This is a genomic window from Terrabacter sp. BE26 (genome assembly GCF_041941675.1).
In the GTDB taxonomy this organism is placed as follows: Bacteria; Actinomycetota; Actinomycetes; order Actinomycetales; family Dermatophilaceae; genus Terrabacter.
The window spans coordinates 3,316,184-3,332,164 of sequence record NZ_CP090122.1 but is presented as its reverse complement, the minus strand read 5'-3'; the positions used below and the strand labels follow the sequence as shown (position 1 = coordinate 3,332,164).

General features: G+C 71.1%; 12 protein-coding genes. 4 read left to right on the top strand and 8 right to left on the bottom strand.

Annotated elements, in window-relative coordinates; genetic code table 11:
- The first annotated feature begins 2 nt into the window (after positions 1-2).
- Positions 3-971, top strand: coding sequence for an acyl-CoA thioesterase (locus LQK93_RS15280; RefSeq protein ID WP_374968629.1), 969 nt, complete (start codon positions 3-5; stop codon positions 969-971).
- Between the two features lie 56 nt (positions 972-1,027).
- On the opposite strand, the gene treZ is transcribed toward LQK93_RS15280, so the two are convergent.
- From treZ to LQK93_RS15255, 5 genes are all read right to left on the bottom strand, one after another.
- On the bottom strand, positions 1,028-2,848 hold the full coding sequence (gene treZ, locus LQK93_RS15275) for a malto-oligosyltrehalose trehalohydrolase (protein ID WP_374968628.1): 1,821 nt from the start codon (positions 2,846-2,848) through the stop codon (positions 1,028-1,030).
- On the bottom strand, positions 2,838-5,270 hold the full coding sequence (gene treY / locus LQK93_RS15270) for a malto-oligosyltrehalose synthase (protein WP_374968627.1): 2,433 nt from the start codon (positions 5,268-5,270) through the stop codon (positions 2,838-2,840). Before treY ends, treZ begins: the two co-directional genes overlap by 11 nt.
- Complete coding sequence (gene glgX, locus LQK93_RS15265) at positions 5,267-7,438, bottom strand: glycogen debranching protein GlgX (RefSeq protein ID WP_374968626.1); 2,172 nt, start codon at positions 7,436-7,438, stop codon at positions 5,267-5,269. Before glgX ends, treY begins: the two co-directional genes overlap by 4 nt.
- A 509-nt stretch (positions 7,439-7,947) precedes the next feature.
- The gene (locus LQK93_RS15260; RefSeq protein ID WP_374968625.1) at positions 7,948-8,724 is read right to left on the bottom strand and encodes an SDR family oxidoreductase; all 777 of its coding nucleotides are present in this window, start codon (positions 8,722-8,724) and stop codon (positions 7,948-7,950) included.
- Positions 8,724-9,869 carry an acyl-CoA dehydrogenase family protein gene (locus LQK93_RS15255; RefSeq protein ID WP_374968624.1) on the bottom strand — a complete coding sequence of 382 codons (1,146 nt, stop codon included), beginning with the start codon at positions 9,867-9,869 and terminating at the stop codon, positions 8,724-8,726. Before LQK93_RS15255 ends, LQK93_RS15260 begins: the two co-directional genes overlap by 1 nt.
- Positions 9,870-9,968: 99 nt before the next feature.
- Between LQK93_RS15255 and LQK93_RS15250 the strand changes: the two genes are divergently transcribed.
- Both LQK93_RS15250 and LQK93_RS15245 read left to right on the top strand, forming a co-directional pair.
- Positions 9,969-10,622 (top strand): TetR/AcrR family transcriptional regulator, encoded by a 654-nt coding sequence (locus LQK93_RS15250; RefSeq protein ID WP_374968623.1) that lies wholly within the window; start codon positions 9,969-9,971, stop codon positions 10,620-10,622.
- 3 nt (positions 10,623-10,625) lie between these two features.
- A complete protein-coding gene (locus LQK93_RS15245) occupies positions 10,626-11,165 on the top strand; it encodes a 2'-5' RNA ligase family protein (protein WP_374968622.1) in 540 nt (179 codons plus the stop codon).
- Between the two features lie 3 nt (positions 11,166-11,168).
- Here LQK93_RS15245 and LQK93_RS15240 read toward each other — a convergent pair whose 3' ends face one another.
- Complete coding sequence (locus LQK93_RS15240; protein WP_374968621.1) at positions 11,169-11,897, bottom strand: YitT family protein; 729 nt, start codon at positions 11,895-11,897, stop codon at positions 11,169-11,171.
- Positions 11,898-11,959: 62 nt separating this feature from the next.
- On the opposite strand from LQK93_RS15240, the gene LQK93_RS15235 reads away from it, so the two are divergent.
- Entirely contained in the window at positions 11,960-13,405 is a 1,446-nt protein-coding gene (locus LQK93_RS15235; RefSeq protein ID WP_374968620.1) for a PLP-dependent aminotransferase family protein, read from the top strand.
- A gap of 109 nt (positions 13,406-13,514) precedes the next feature.
- Here the strand turns inward: LQK93_RS15235 and ettA are convergent, their stop codons facing one another.
- Together ettA and LQK93_RS15225 are read right to left on the bottom strand one after the other, a co-directional pair.
- A complete protein-coding gene (gene ettA, locus LQK93_RS15230) occupies positions 13,515-15,197 on the bottom strand; it encodes an energy-dependent translational throttle protein EttA (RefSeq protein ID WP_374968619.1) in 1,683 nt (560 codons plus the stop codon).
- A gap of 80 nt (positions 15,198-15,277) precedes the next feature.
- The gene (locus LQK93_RS15225) at positions 15,278-15,880 is read right to left on the bottom strand and encodes a single-stranded DNA-binding protein (RefSeq protein WP_374968618.1); all 603 of its coding nucleotides are present in this window, start codon (positions 15,878-15,880) and stop codon (positions 15,278-15,280) included.
- Positions 15,881-15,981: the final 101 nt, after the last annotated feature.

The window sequence follows — 15,981 nt, the reverse complement described above, 5'->3', positions numbered from 1 at the left end:
CTGTGACTGCTGACGCCCTTGCCGAGTCCAGCCCGCTGCCCCCGCTCGAGGACCTCATCGAGGTCCTGACCCTCCGCGACGTCGGCACGGCCCACATCGCCGTCACCGACGTCCAGGGCAAGGATGCCGCCGAGTCGATCGGAGCCGCCTCGGCGCGGGTCTTCGAGGGCCGCAGCCAGAAGATGCCGCACGGGCGCGTCTTCGGTGGACAGGTCCTCGCCCAGTGCGTCATGGCGGCCGGCATCACCGTGCGCGACGTCAGCGAGTCCGGGGCCGCCCGTCCGATCCACTCCCTCCACGGCTACTTCATGCGCCCCGGCGACGACACCCTCCCGATCCGCTTCGCGGTCGAGGAGATGCGCGACGGCAACTCCTTCTCGACCCGCCGCGTCCACGCGGTCCAGAAGGGGGCGCCCATCATGTCGATGGTCTGCTCCTTCCAGCAGCGGGCGGGTGGCCTCGAGCACCAGGACACCATGCCGCAGGTGCCCGGCCCCGAGGGGCTGACTTCCCTCGCCGAGGCGTTCCGCGGGGTAGATCACCCTGGCGCGCGGCACATCGCCGAGGCGCGTCCGATCGAGCTGCGACCCGTGGAGAGCAACATGTTCCTCGACGCCGGTCCCGACAAGGTCGCCACCAACCACGTGTGGATGCGCGCCGTCGACCGGCTACCGGACGACCCGCTGCTCCACGCCGCAGTGCTCGCCTACTCCAGCGACTACTCCCTGCTCGAGCCGGTGCTGCGCCGCCACGGCCTGGTGTGGACCGACCCGCGGCTGCGCGTGGCGAGCCTCGACCACTCGATGTGGTTCCACCGCGACGCCCGCGCCGACGAGTGGATGCTCTACGCCCAGCAGTCCCCCTCCGCCGAGAGTGGCCGCGGGCTGTCGGTCGGCGAGATCTACTCGCAGGACGGCACCCTCGTCGCCACGACGGCGCAGGAGGGCATGGTCCGCGTCAAGGAGTCCTGACCGGCGTCGCCGCAGCCGTCTCGGTCGGCAGTGCACCACTGCCGACCGAGCGACGCTCAGCTCGTGCGCAGCACCGCGACGTCGTGCCCGTCGAGGCGCACGCCCTGGGCGTCGACGATCGGCGGGCGACCCCAGGACGCCAGCACGTGCTCGACCTCGCCCGCGAACGGCACGACCTGGGAGCGTCCGGCGAGGTTGGCCACGACGTGGACGGCCCCGCGCGACAGGATGATCCAGCGGGCGTCCTCGTCGAACGTGACCGAGGTGTCCCGCAGGTCACCGGACGCGACATCCGGCTGGGTGCGGCGCACGCGGATCAGCTGCCGGTAGAAGTGCAGCATCTCGTTGTGGCCCGGCGCGTAGGGCTCGTGCCAGTCGAGCACGCTGTGCGCTCGGGTCGCAGGGTCCTGGGGGTCAGGCACGTCGGCCTCGTTCCAGCCGTGCGCCGCGAACTCGGCGCGCCGGCCGGAGCGCACCGCCTCGGACAGCCACTCCTCCTCGAAGGAGGTGAAGAATGCGAAGGGGGTGCTCGCCCGCCACTCCTCGCCCATGAACACCATGGCCGTGAACGGCGACAGCAGGTAGAGCGCCGCCCCGACGGCCTGCTGCCCCGGCGAGATCTGGTCGCTGATGCGGTCGCCCGTGGCGCGGTTGCCCACCTGGTCGTGCGTCTGCAGGTAGGCGAGGAACTGGTGGCCCGAGCGGGCCGCCTGGTCGACGGGTGCGCCCCACACCTGACCCCGGAACGTCGACACCCGCCCGTCGTGCAGGAAGGCGTCGCTCAGGGTCTTGGCCAGCACCGACAGCGGGCCGCCCTCGGGCCAGGCCTCTGTGCCCCCGGCGAAGTCGGCGTAGTAGCCCTGCGTCTCGCCGGTGAGGGCGACGTGCAAGGCGTGGTGGATGTCGTCGTCCCACTGGGCCGTCATGCCCCGGCCGCCCTCGCTCGTCGGCGTGACCATCACCGCGTCGTTGAGGTCGCTCTCGGCGATGAGGTCGAGTGGCCGACCGAGCTGCTTTGAGAGAGAAGCGGTTTCGTCGGACAGCTGCGCGAGGATGTGCGGTTGCGACTCGTCACGCAGCTCGTGGACGGCGTCGAGACGCAGGGCGTCGACGTGGAAGTCGCGGAACCAGCGGAGGGCGTTGTCGACCACCCAGCGCCGCACCTCGTGGCTGCCCTCGGCGTCGAGGTTGACCGCGGGGCCCCAGGGCGTGGTGTGGGCGTCCGTGAAGTACGGGCCGAACTCGGCGAGGTAGTTACCCGTAGGCCCGAGGTGGTTGTAGACGACGTCGAGGCAGACACCGAGACCCTGCTGGTGGCAGGCCTCGACGAAACGCTGGAAGGCCGCCGGGCCCCCGTAGGCGTGCTGCACGGCATACGGCGCCACCCCGTCGTAGCCCCAGCCGTGGGTGCCCCCGAAGGCGGCGACCGGCATGACCTCGACGACGTCGACTCCGAGGTCCACGAGGTGCCCGAGGTGTGCGATGGCCGCGTCGAAGGTGCCCTCCGCGGTGAAGGTTCCGATGTGCAGCTCGTAGACGACGCCGCCGAGCACCCCGCGGCCCTCACGGGTGCCGCGCCAGTCCTCGTCGTTCCACGAGTGGGCCGTGGCGTCGAAGGTGCGGGCGGCGCCGTGGACGCCGTGCGGCAGCCACGCGGCCCGGGGGTCCGGTCGCGGGTCCCCGTCGTCGATGCTGAACGAGTAGTCGAGCGTGGTGTCGTCCGGGCGCCGCCACGTCCACCAGCCGCCGTCGCCCGGGCTCATGGCGTGGCGCTCGGGGGCCGTCGTGGGCTCCGCGCCGACCCCCTCGACGGGGGTGACGAGGACGTCGACGTGCGAGGCCTCCGGGGCCCAGACGCTCAGCGTGTCAGGAGTCATGCCGGGCCCGTACCCGGACGAGCAGGGCCACGGGCAGCCCCTCGCCGACGAGGCCGGCGAGCTTCTGGGCTCCCCCGTCCACCGACTCACCCGTGAGCGCGTCGGTCCACGGCCCCTCGGGCAGGTCCACGATCGCGTCGCCGAAACCGCCGGCGTCCTGCAGCCGGCCGGCGAGGCGGGTCACCACCGTGACGACGTCGACGCCGTCGGTCGTCCCCCGGCCGAAGGCGACGGCATGCGGGGACGTCGAAGCGAGCGGGACATAGGTCGCCTGGGCGCCGGTGAAGGCCTCCGGACGGTCGCGGCGGGTGCGCAGGGCCGCCGCCGTGAGCAGCAGCTTCTCGTCGTGCAGGTCCGACGGGGCAGCGCCGCCGTCGAGCCGCGCCAGCCGGTCGCGCCGCTCGCCGTAGTCGACGAGCCGCCGGTTGTCCGGGTCGACGAGGGACAGGTCGACCAGATCGGTGCCCTGGTAGACGTCGGGGATGCCAGGCATCGTCAGCTGCACCAGCTTCTGGCCCAGCACGTTGGCCCGGGTCTCGACAGCGGTGCGCTCGAGCCAGGTCCCGACGTGGTGCACCACCTGAGGCGTGGTGACGACGCCCGTGACGAACCGCTCGACGGCCGCCTCGTAGGACTCGTTCGGCTCGGTCCACCGCGTGTGGAGCTTGGACTCGCGGATCGCCTTGAGGGCGTAGGCCTGCAGCCGCTCCTCGTCGATCGGCCACGCGCCGACGACCGTCTGCCACAGGAAGTACTCGGTGAGCGCGTCGAGGTCGTCGGCGCGGAAGCCGTGTGACAGCTCTCGTGCCTCCCGGACCCAATTCGCCCACGCCTCGGGTCGCTCGGCGAGCACGAACAGTCGCGCCCGAACGTCCTCGGACCGCTTGGTGTCGTGGGTCGAGAGGGTCGTCATGGACTGCGGCCAGGCCTCGTGCAGCCGCGCTGCGAACTGGTGGAACTCCTCGGTGGTCACGCCCACCTGCAGGGGGTCACCACCGACCTCGTTGAGCGCGACGAGCCGCACGAAGCGGTAGTAGGCGGTGTCCTCGATGGCCTTGGCCATGGCCGGACCGCACGTCTGCTGGAACCGCACGAGGAACTCGTCGGCAGCCGCCTGGTCGGCAGGCTCGGCCTGCCCGAGGGCCAGGTCGAGGACGGCCTCCGCGACGGCAGGGTCGAGGGGGCCGGACGCGCTCCGCTCGCCGCGCTGTGCGGCCGCGCGGAGGTCCTCGGCGTCCTGCACGCCGGCCGGCGTGCCGGGGCGCAGGTAGACGCGGTAGCGGTCCATCCCGACGAGCATCGCCTCGATCACCGGCCGGACCGCGTCCGGGGCGAGCTCGGGGCGGGCGCGGGACACCAGGCGCAGCAGGCGGCTCACCTCGGTCGCGAGCATGACCTGCACGACCCAGCGCTTGGACTCGGTGACGATCTCCTCGAGGTCCTGGTCCTCGCCGAGCACCTCGGCGGACAGCTCCTCCAGCGGCTGGGCGCCCGACGGGTCGACGAAGAGCCCGCCGACCCGCAGCAGCGCGTCGTAGCCGGTGGTGCCGGCCGTGCGCCAGGTCTGCGGGAGCTGCTCGTCGCCCTCGAGGATCTTCTCGACGACGACCCAGCGCTCGTCGGTGGCGCTCGCGAGCCGGTCGAGGTAGCCCTCGGGGTCCGCGAGACCGTCCGGGTGGTCGATCCGCAGCCCGTCGATCGCACCCGACCGGATGCCGTCGACGAGCACCTGGTGCGTCGCGTCGAAGACCTCGGGGTCCTCCACTCGCACCGCGATGAGCGAGGTGACGTCGAAGAAGCGGCGGTAGTTCAGCTCGGAGTCGCCGACGGTCCACGAGGCCAGCCGGTAGTGCTGCGCCTCGAGGAGCTCGCCGAGCGGCATACGCGGGTCGGTCCCCGGCGCCAGCGGGAAGACGTGGTCGTAGTACTGCACGACCGGCTCCCCCTCGCGCTCGCCGACGGCGATCTCGCCGCCGGCGAGCACCTCGTCGAGCGAGGAGCCGAGCACCGGCATGAGGATGCGCCCGTCCTGGGCGTCCCAGTCGACGTCGAACCACGACGCGTATGCCGACTGCCGGCCCTCGCGCAGCACCGACCACAGCGGCCGGTTGAGCGAGAGCGGCGTCGGCGTGGTCATGTGGTTGGGCACGACGTCGACGACGATGCCGAGCCCGGCCGCGTGCGCGGCCTCCACGAGGCGGGCGAAGGCGGCGTCGCCGCCGAGCCCCTCCGCCACGCGGGAGTGGTCGACGACGTCGTAGCCGTGCTTGGAACCGGACGCGGCCTGCAGCACCGGCGAGAGGTAGAGGTGGGTCACCCCGAGGTTCGCGAGGTGCTCGACCTGCGCGATCGCGTCCTCCAGGGTGAAGTCCGGCTCGAGCTGCAGCCGGTGCGTCGAGACGGGTGCGCTGGCGTACCTCACGCCGTGAGCTCCTCACTGAGGCCGGGGACGATGGACGTGCCGGTCTCCCGCGGGCACCGCAGCACCACGATGCTGTGCGGCTGGACCTTGATCTGCCAGGTGGGCTCGAGCGTGGCGTCCTCGACCTCGTGCACCGCCGTGTCGATGACGGGCACCCACTGCGCGCCGTACTCCTCGTCGGGGAGGGTGAAGGTCAGCGCCTCGTCGTGGGCGTTGAACATCACGAGGAACGAGTCGTCGAGGATCTTCTGCCCGCGTGGGTCCGGCTCGGGGATGGCGGAGCCGTTGAGGAAGACCATGAGCGACTTGGCGAGGCCGTCGCTCCACGCCTGCTCGTCCATGTGCTGCGCGTCGGGGGTGAACCAGGCGATGTCGCCGACCTCGCTCTCCCCGCCGTGGTCGGGGCTGCCGGCGAAGAACCGGCGCCGGCGGAACACCGGGTGCTCCCGGCGCAGCCGCACGAGCACCTGGGTGAAGGCCAGCAGCCTCTGGTCGTCCTCGTCGAGGACCCACTGGATCCAGGAGATGTCGTTGTCCTGGCAGTAGGCGTTGTTGTTGCCCCCCTGCGTGCGCCCGAGCTCGTCGCCGTGCAGCAGCATGGGCACGCCCTGGGAGAAGAGCAGCGTGGTGAGGAAGTTGCGCTGCTGGCGCAGCCGCAGGTCGCGGACGGCCGGGTCGTCGGTCGGGCCCTCGACGCCGCAGTTCCACGAGCGGTTGTGGCTCTCACCGTCGTTGTTGCCCTCGCCGTTGGCCTCGTTGTGCTTCTCGTTGTAGGAGACGAGGTCGCGCAGCGTGAAGCCGTCGTGCGCCGTCACGAAGTTGATCGAGGCGATCGGCTTGCGGCCGGAGTGCTCGTAGAGGTCGCTCGAGCCGGTGAAGCGCGAGGCGAACTCGGCCAGGGCACCGCCCTCGCCGCGCCAGAAGTCGCGCACGGTGTCGCGGTACTTGCCGTTCCACTCGGTCCACAGCGGCGGGAACCCGCCGACCTGGTAACCACCTTCGCCGACGTCCCACGGCTCGGCGATGAGCTTGACCTGGCTCACCACCGGGTCCTGCTGGACCAGGTCGAAGAAGGCCGACAGCTTGTCGACCTCGTGGAACTGTCGGGCTAGCGTCGCCGCGAGGTCGAAGCGGAAGCCGTCGACGTGCATCTCCATGACCCAGTAGCGCAGCGAGTCCATGATGAGCTGCAGCACGTGCGGGCTGCGCATCAGGAGGCTGTTGCCGGTGCCCGTGGTGTCGTAGTAGTGCGCCTTGTCGTCGTCGACGAGCCGGTAGTAGTTGGCGTTGTCGATGCCGCGGAACGACAGCGTCGGGCCCATGTGGTTGCCCTCGGCGGTGTGGTTGTAGACGACGTCGAGGATGACCTCGATGTTCGCCTCGTGCAGGGCCTTGACCATCGCCTTGAACTCGAGGACCTGCTGGCCGCGCTGCCCGCTGGCGGCATACGCGTTGTGCGGGGCGAGGAAGCCGATGGTGTTGTAGCCCCAGTAGTTGGACAGGCCCCGCTCGACGAGGGGCGGGTCCTGCACGAACTGGTGCACGGGCATGAGCTCGATCGCCGTGACGCCGAGGTCGCGGAGGTGGCTGATCATCGCGGGGTGGGCGATGCCGGCATACGTCCCGCGGATCTCCTCGGGGATCTCGGGGTGGCGCATCGTCAGGCCCTTGACGTGGGCCTCGTAGATGACGCTCTCGTGGTACTGGTGCCGCGGCGGACGGTCGTCGCCCCAGTCGAAGAACGGGTTGATGACCACCGAGTGCATCGTGTGCTGCTTGCTGTCCTCGGTGTTGATCTCGGTGGTAGTCGCGGCGTCCTCGTCACCGAAGGTGTAGGAGTAGAGCGACTGGTCGTTCTCGGCCTGGCCCTCGATGGCCTTGGCGTAGGGGTCGAGCAGGAGCTTGCTCGGGTTGGAGCGGTGGCCGTGCTCGGGGTCGTACGGCCCGTGCACGCGGAAGCCGTAGCGCTGCCCCGGCTGGAGGTAGGGCACGTAGCCGTGCCAGACGAAACCGTCGACCTCCGGCAGGTCGAGGCAGGTCTCGTTCAGGTCGTCGTCGAGCAGGCACAGCTGGACGCGTTCGGCGACCTCGGAGAAGAGCGCGAAGTTCACCCCGCTGCCGTCGTACGTCGCTCCGAGGGGGTAGGGGTTGCCGGGCCAGATCTCCATGGACCTTCTTTTCTTCGTTCGGTCGCGGCGCGGGCGCCGCTGAGCCACGGCGTGTGGCGGCGAGCGGGCGCCGGTGGCCGCACAGCGCATTCTTCCCTGCTGGGTCCGGTCGCGCGCAATCCGGTCGAATGCCGGGCGGGGCGGTCACGGGCAGGTGCATCCGGCGGTCAGATGGGCGTCCCCGCTTCAAGTACCCCTTCGGGCCCACCTCCGGACACGCGTCCACCTCCACGGCCACATCAACAGGCCAGCGGCCTCCCGTTACGGAAGAAGCCCCCGGAGGGACCTCGTCCGGGAGGGTGGGCACCGAGCTGGACTGCCACCTCCCGGCCGATCCCTCGGCCGGTGCCGGTGACGAGGACCACTGGCCCTGTCATGGCGTCTCCTCCGACGACGAGGCTCTCCCGTCACGGTGACACGAGCGACGGCCGGCGGGAAGGGCGTTGTCCACCCCTTCCGCCGGCCGTGATGCCGACCGGGCCGCATACGGCCCGGCTACTTGCCACGTCCTAGAGGGCGCCCCCGAGGGTGACGCCGCCGTCGATCGTCAGCGTCTGCCCGGTGACCCAGGACGCGTCGTCGCTGAGCAGGAAGCTGACGGCGCCGGCGACGTCCTCGGGCAGTCCCAGTCGCTTCATCGGGTACGCGCGGACGACCTTCTCCTCGCGCCCCTCGTAGAGCGCCTCGGCGAACTTGGTCTTGACGACCGCGGGTGCGACGGCGTTGACGCGCACGTCGGGGCCCAGCTCGTAGCCGAGCTCGGTCGTGAGGTGGATGAGGGCGGCCTTGGAGACGCCGTACCAGCCGATGACACCGCTCGCGCCCTGGCCGGCGACCGAGGCGAGGTTGACGACCGCACCCGGGTGGTCTGCGTCCCCGAGGCCTGCCGCGACGGCCTTCTTGATCCACGAGAAGGCAGCCACGACGTTGACGTCGAGGACCTTGCGCGCGATGTCGAGACCGGAGTCGAGCATCGGGCCGTAGACCGGGTTGATGCCGGTGTTGTTGACGAGCAGGTGCAGCCCGCCGAAGGCCTCTCGGGCGGCTGCGATGACCTCGTCCTGGTGGGCCTCGTCGGCCGCGTTGCCGGCGATGCCCATGGCCCGCTCGGGGCCGCCGAGCTGGTCGACGGCCTCGGCGAGCGCCTCGGACCTGCGGGCCGTGATGACGACCCGAGCTCCCTCGTCGACGAGGCGCTGCGCGATGCCGAGCCCGATGCCCCGGCTGGCACCCGTGATGATGGCGACGGCGCCCTCGTGGCGTCCACCGATGCAGCGGTCCCCCATCAGAAGCCGAGGTCCCGGCCGATGAGCTCCTTCATGATCTCGTTGGACCCGGCCCAGATCTTCGTGACGCGTGCGTCGCGCCAGGCGCGGGCCACGCGGTACTCGTTCATGAAGCCGTAGCCGCCGTGCAGCTGCACGCAGTGGTCGAGCACGTCGTTCTGCACCTGCGAGCTCCACCACTTGGCCTTGGCGGCATCGACGGCGGAGAGCTTGCCCTGTGTGTGCGCCGCGACGCAGTCGTCGACGTAGGCCTCGGCGACCTCGATCTTCGTGACGAGCTCGGCCATGAGGAACTTGTTGTGCTGGAAGGAGCCGATCGGCTGGCCGAACGCCTTGCGGTCCTTGGCGTACTGGATCGTCTCCTCGAGGATCGCCTTGGCGTGGGCGACGTTGGAGACGGCAGCGCCGACACGCTCCTGCGGCAGCCGCTGCATCATCGAGATGAAGCCCATGCCCTCGGGGCCGAGGCGGTTCTCGTCGGGCACGCGCACGTTCTCGAAGAAGAGCTCGGCTGTGTCGGACTCGTCCATGCCGACCTTGTCGAGCTTGCGTCCGTTGACGAAGCCCTCCATGCCGCGCTCGACCATGAGCAGGGTGATGCCCTTGGCGCCCTTGGACGGGTCGGTGCGGGCGGCGACGATGACGAGGTCGGCCTGGTAGCCGTTGGTGATGAAGGTCTTGGAGCCGTTGAGGATCCAGCTGTCGCCGTCGCGGACCGCCGTGGTCTTGAGGGCCGCGAGGTCCGAGCCGCCGGAGGGCTCGGTCATGGCGATGGCGCAGATCAGCTCGCCGCTCGCCATGCCGGGCAGCCAGCGCTGCTTCTGCTCCTCGGTGCCGAGGTCGACGATGTAGGGCGGGCAGACGTCGGAGTGGATGCCGAAGCAGGAGCTGGTGGCCGCGTTGAAGCGCGACATCTCCTCGGCGACGACGGCGTTGAAGCGGTAGTCGTCGACGCCGGCGCCGCCGTACTCCTCGGGGATGTCGAGCCCGAAGAATCCCTGCTTGCCGGCCTCGAGCCAGATGTCGCGCGGGATCGACTTGCCCGAGATCATCTCCTCGGCTCGGGGGGCGAGCGTCCGGGCGACGAACTCGCGCGCCGACGCGCGCATCGCCTCGTGGTCCTCGTCGTAGATGTTGCGGGGCATCAGGTCCTCCATCGGGCGTGCTGACGGGTGCGGCGCGCTGGGTACCCGTCGGTGACTAAGCGCTTGCTTAGTCTCCCTCCCCTGCGGCATGCTGTCAACGTGCGACAGCCCACCCCGACACCACGCACGACGCCGCGTACGACCCCGCCCGCAGGTCGGACCTCCGACCCCGACGCGTCGACGGTCGAGCGGCTCCTGCAGGCCGCGGCGCAGGCCTTCGCCGACAAGGGTTTCCACGCCACGACGACCCGCGACATCGCGTCCGGCGCCGGCCTGTCGCCTGCCGGCGTCTACGTCCACTTCGGGTCCAAGGAGGAGCTGCTCTTCGCCCTCAGCCGCAGCGGCCACGAGTCGGCCCTGCGCCTGCTGCGCTCGGCCATCGCCGACGGGGACACGCCAGCCGAGCAGCTCTCCAACGTCATGGCGCGCTTCTCCGAGTGGCACGTCGAGCAGTACCAGGTGGCCCGGGTCGTGCAGTACGAGCACCACCACCTGACGCCGGAGCACCATGCCGACGTCCTGGCGCTGCGCAAGGAGATGGACGGGCTCGTGCAGGCCGTCCTCGAGCGCGGGGTGGCCGACGGCACCTTCTCGGTGGCCGAGACCGCCGGCAGCGGTGCCACCGCCCTGGCCCTGCTCTCGATCGTCGTCGACGTGGCGCGGTGGTACTCCCCCACCATCCGTCGCAGCCCTGCCGAGATCGGCGCCACGAATGCCATGCTCGCGCTCCGGCTCGTCGGCGCCGGTCGCTGACCGGTGTCGTCAGGTGCGGCCGGCCACTCGGTGCTGCAGGTCCCCGTGCCGCAGCTCGAGCCCTTCGTCCTCGCCAGGACGCGGCACTACGACGCGGACTACGCCTCTGGGGACCCGGGCTTCACGCACGCGCACGTCACGGCGCTCGGCCCCTTCCTCGACCTCGACGCCCTCACCGATGCGGCCCTCGCCGAGGTGGGCGGGGTCGCTGCTGCGACCGAGCCGTTCGACTTCGCGCTCGAGGCGGTGGACACCTTCCCCAACGGCATCGTCCACCTGCTGCCCGAGCCGTCGGCGCACTTCGCCGCGCTCACCGCGGCCCTCTGGAGCGCCTTCCCGCAGTGCCCGCCGTATGCCGGCGCCTTCGCCGACGTGGTCCCGCACCTGACGCTCGACGCCCTGTCGGACGACGTGACGGAGGCGTCGACGCGTGCCCTCGTGAGCCGCCACGTTCCAGTGCGCTGCCGGGCCGAGCGTCTGGACCTCGCCTGGTACGAGCCGGGCGGATGCCGATTGCTGCACTCCTGGCGCCTCGGCTCCTGAGCCCTAGCTCGTCGTGGACCCGAGCGTGCACGGCGGCGTCGCCCCAACCGGTTGCGCATCCTCCTGAGCCGACTCCTGAGCCGACACGCTCGACGCACCGAGGTCGACGGTCAGCCGCGGCAGGAAGAACTGGACGAGCGGCCCGATCGACACGGCATACACGACGGTGCCGAGGCCGACGGGGCCGCCGAGCAGCCAGCCCACGGCGAGCACGGCGACCATGATGCTGGTCCGGACGAGCCGGATCGAGAGTCCGGACCGGCGCGCGATGCCTGTCATCAGCCCGTCCCGCGGTCCGGGGCCGAGCTGGCTGCCGATGTAGAGGCCCCCGGCCACGCCGTTGAGGACGATCCCGGAGACCAGCAGGACCGCCCGCGCCCACAGCGCCTGGGGCGGGTCGATGAGGGCGAGTCCGGCGTCGGCCGCGAGGCCGATCACGACGACGTTGGCCACGGTCCCGAGACCGGGCCACTGCCGCAGCGGCACCCACAGGAGCAGCACCAGCGCGCCCACGATGATCGTCACCTGGCCGAAGCTGAGCGGCACGTGCGTGGCGAGTCCGGCGTGGAAGACGTCCCAGGGGTCGAGCCCCAACGTCGACCGGATCATCATCGACATCGAGACCCCGTAGAGGACCAGGCCGACGAGCAGCTGCACCGTGCGGCGGGGCAGGCGGCCGGCGCGCAGCTGCTGACGGGGGCTGAGGTTGGCCAGGGGGACACGACGTCTCATGCGGACCAGTCTGCCGCGGACTGGACCTGGTTTTGAGGGCCAGTTGTGCGACGGTGGACCGTATGCGCACCATCTCGGCCCGCTCACTGGCCCTGCTCCTGGGGTCTGGCCCCCTGCCCCGCCCGGCCTACCGCTCGCTCGCCGACGCCGTCCGCCGGCTCGTGTGCGACGGCAGGCTGCTCGTCGGGACCCGCCTGCCGAGCGAGCGCACGCTGACGAGCGAGCTGGGCCTGAGCCGCACCACCGTCGGTGCCGCCCTCGACGCGCTGCGCGACGAGGGCTTCGTCTCGACCCGCCGCGGCTCCGGCAGCGTCGTCTGCCTCCCTGCGGGACCCTCGGGGCTCGCGCTCTCGCAGGCCGGCCTCATCCCCACCGACGTGCCGCCCGACGTCATCGACCTGACGTATGCCGCCCTTCCCGCGGCAGCCGGCGTCACCGCGGCCTACGAGCGCGCCCTCGCGGAGCTGCCCCGTTTCCTCGCCACGCCCGGCTACGACCCACGCGGACTGCCCGAGACCCGGCGGGCCCTCGCCGGGTGGTTCGAGGGCCGGGGCCTGCCGACCTCGGCCGACCAGGTGGTCGTCACCTCCGGCGCCCACGGTGGGCTCTCAGCCGTCCTCAGGGCGCGCCTGGAGGTCGGCGACAGGGTTGTCGTCGAGAGCCCGACCTATCCGAATGCCATTGTGGGAGTGCGGCGTTCGGCCTACCGCGCCGTCGCCGCCCAGCTGACACCGACGGGATGGGACGTCGAGGCGATCGAGCTGGCGGTGCGCCAGAGCGGCGCCCGCGCGGCATACCTCATCCCCGACCACCAGAACCCGACCGGGCTCGTGATGGACGACGCGACGAGGGAGGCCCTCGGCGCCGCGCTCGGTCGCGCGGGCGCCGTGCCGGTCGTCGACGAGACGTTCGTCGAGCTGGACCTCGACGAGGCGGCACGGACCCGGCGGCCGGCGCCCTTCGCCCTCTCGGCCCGCGAGACCCACACCCTGGGCAGCGCGGGCAAGACGTGGTGGGGCGGCCTGCGCGTGGGGTGGGTGCGGGCCCCGGTGGGCGGGGTCGAGTCCGTCATCGAGGCCCGGCACAGCCTGGACCTGGGGACGGCGATCCTCGAGCAGCTCGTGGTCGCCGACCTGGTCGGGCAGGGAGAGGTCCTTCTCGTCGAGCGGCGCCACGAGGCCCGAGCCCGGCGCGACGCGCTCGTCGCAGCCCTGCACCGGCACCTGCCCGACTGGCGCTTCACGGTGCCCACCGGAGGGTTGAACCTGTGGTGCGAGCTCCCCGAGGCCCGCGGGGACCAGCTCGCCCGCGTGGCGGAGGCCGCCGGGGTGCGCCTGGCCCGAGGGGGGCAGTTCGGCGTGGCGGGCGGCCTCGACCGGTGGCTGCGGGTGCCGTTCTGCGTGGCACCTGACGAGGCGGACGAGGTGGGGCGCCGCCTCGCGCAGGCCTGGCAGCTCGCTCTGCGCCAACGAGCGGCGGCGCGCGAGGTCACTCCCCTGATCGCCTGAGCCGCATTCCCTCGACCACAGTGCCCGGTCAAGGACATCCAGCGCTCGGCCGCCGCGCCAGCGAGCTGGTGCGGCGGCCGGATCCCGGGCTCTGCAAGCCGCGCGAGGGTCAGTCGCGGGTCAGCTTGCGGTAGGTGACACGGTGCGGGCGGGCGGCCTCGGGGCCGAGCCGCTCCACCTTGTTGGCCTCGTAGGACTCGTAGTTGCCCTCGAACCAGTACCAGCTGGACGGGTTCTCCTCGGTGCCCTCGTAGGCGAGGATGTGCGTCGCCACCCGGTCGAGGAACCATCGGTCGTGCGAGATGACGACGGCGCAGCCCGGGAAGTCGAGCAGGGCGTTCTCGAGCGAGCCGAGGGTCTCGACGTCGAGGTCGTTGGTCGGCTCGTCGAGGAGCAGCAGGTTGCCGCCCTGCTTGAGGGTCAGGGCGAGGTTGAGGCGGTTGCGCTCACCACCGGACAGCACTCCCGAGGGCTTCTGCTGGTCGGGGCCCTTGAAGCCGAACTGCGACACGTACGCGCGCGACGGGATCTCCACCTGCCCGACCTTGATGTAGTCGAGCCCGTCGGACACGATCTCCCAGAGGTTCTTCGTGGGGTCGAGGCCCTCGCGGCCCTGGTCGACGTAGGAGATCTTGACGGTGTCGCCGATCTTCACCTCACCGGCGTCGGGCTGCTCGAAGCCGACGATGGTCTTGAACAGCGTCGACTTGCCGACACCGTTGGGCCCGATGACGCCGACGATGCCGTTGCGCGGCAGCGAGAACGACAGGTTGTCGATGAGGACGCGGTCGCCGAAGCCCTTGCGGAGGTTCTTGACCTCGATGACCGTCGAACCCAGACGCGGGCCCGGCGGGATCTGGATCTCCTCGAAGTCCAGCTTGCGGGTGCGCTCGGCCTCGGCCGCCATCTCCTCGTAGCGCGCCAGGCGCGCCTTGCTTTTGGCCTGGCGCCCCTTGGCGTTGCTGCGGACCCACTCGAGCTCCTGCTTGAGGCGCTTCTGGAGCTTCTGGTCCTTCTTGCCCTGGACCTGGAGTCGCTCGGACTTCTTCTCGAGGTAGGTCGAGTAGTTGCCCTCGTAGGGGTAGAGGCGCCCACGGTCGACCTCGGCGATCCACTGGGCGACGTTGTCGAGGAAGTAGCGGTCGTGCGTGACGGCGATGACGGCGCCCGGGTATGACTCGAGGTGCTGCTCGAGCCACTGGACGGACTCGGCGTCGAGGTGGTTGGTGGGCTCGTCGAGCAGCAGCAGGTCGGGCTTCTGCAGGAGCAGCTTGCACAGGGCCACGCGGCGCCGCTCACCTCCCGAGAGGGTGGTGACCGGCGAGTCCGGCGGCGGGCAGCGAAGGGCGTCCATGGCCTGCTCGAGCTGGCTGTCGAGGTCCCACGCGTCGGCGTGGTCGATGTCCTCCTGCAGCTTGCCCATCTCGGTGAGGAGGGCGTCGTAGTCGGCGTCGGGGTCGGCCATCTCGGCGGAGATCTCGTTGTAGCGGTCGAGCTTCGCCTTGATCTCGCCGGCGCCCTCCTCGACGTTGCCCAGGACGGTCTTCTCCTCGTTGAGCGGGGGCTCCTGCAGCAGGATGCCGACACTCGCGCCCGGAGCGAGACGCGCCTCGCCGTTGCTCGGCTGATCGAGTCCCGCCATGATCTTGAGGATCGTGGACTTGCCGGCGCCGTTGGGGCCGACCATGCCGATCTTCGCGCCCGGGTAGAAGGACATCGAGACGTCGTCGAGGATGACCTTCTCGTTGTGTGCCTTGCGCGCACGGGTCATGGTGTAGATGTACTCGGCCATGCGCAGAAGGCTATCTGTCGGCGAGCGCGGCACCGAATCCGTGTCCCATCGGTGCCGGCGCTCGCGGGCGGACGGGGTGGTCAGGCGCTGAGCCGGTCGACGACCTCGTAGTCGTCGGTCTCGGGGTCGCCGGTCGCGAGGATGCCCGCGCCCTCACTCGAGGCCTCGTCGGACGCGTCGTCCTGGAGGTCGTAGTCGTCGTCGACGACACCGTCGGCGTCGACGTGGGCCGGACGCTGCTCGAGGGACCCTCCCTCGGCGAGAGCCCGGACCGCGGCCTGCACGTCGGGGTCGGCCGTGCGGTCGTGCCCGAGGGCCGCCGCCCGGCTCACGCGCTCGAAGCTGGCGCGCCCCCACGAGAGGTCGTGGCCGATGTGGTCGGCGTCGATCTCGGGAGAGGTGCGCGGCTGGCCGTCGTTGCCGACGTACTGCTTGATCGCCAGCTTGCCCTCGACGATGACGGGGTGGCCCTTGCGCAGCGCCGTGCCGGCGTTGGCGGCCAGTGCGTTGAAGGCGATGACGTTGTAGAAGCTCGTCTCACCGTCGACGAAGCGGCCGTCGGCGGTGCGCCGGTAGGGCGTGGTGGCGATGCGGAAGGTCGTGTAGGGACTGCCGTTGCGGGCCCGCCGCTCGACGGGCTCTGAGACGACGTTGCCGTGCACGGTGATGCGGGTCTCGTTCATGGGGGCTCCTTGGAGAGGTCCATGGCGGCCCTGCGCCGCCGTGACCCACCCTCGACCCGCACGGACCCTCGCGACAGGGCCTCCGCGCGGCCTGTGGAAAG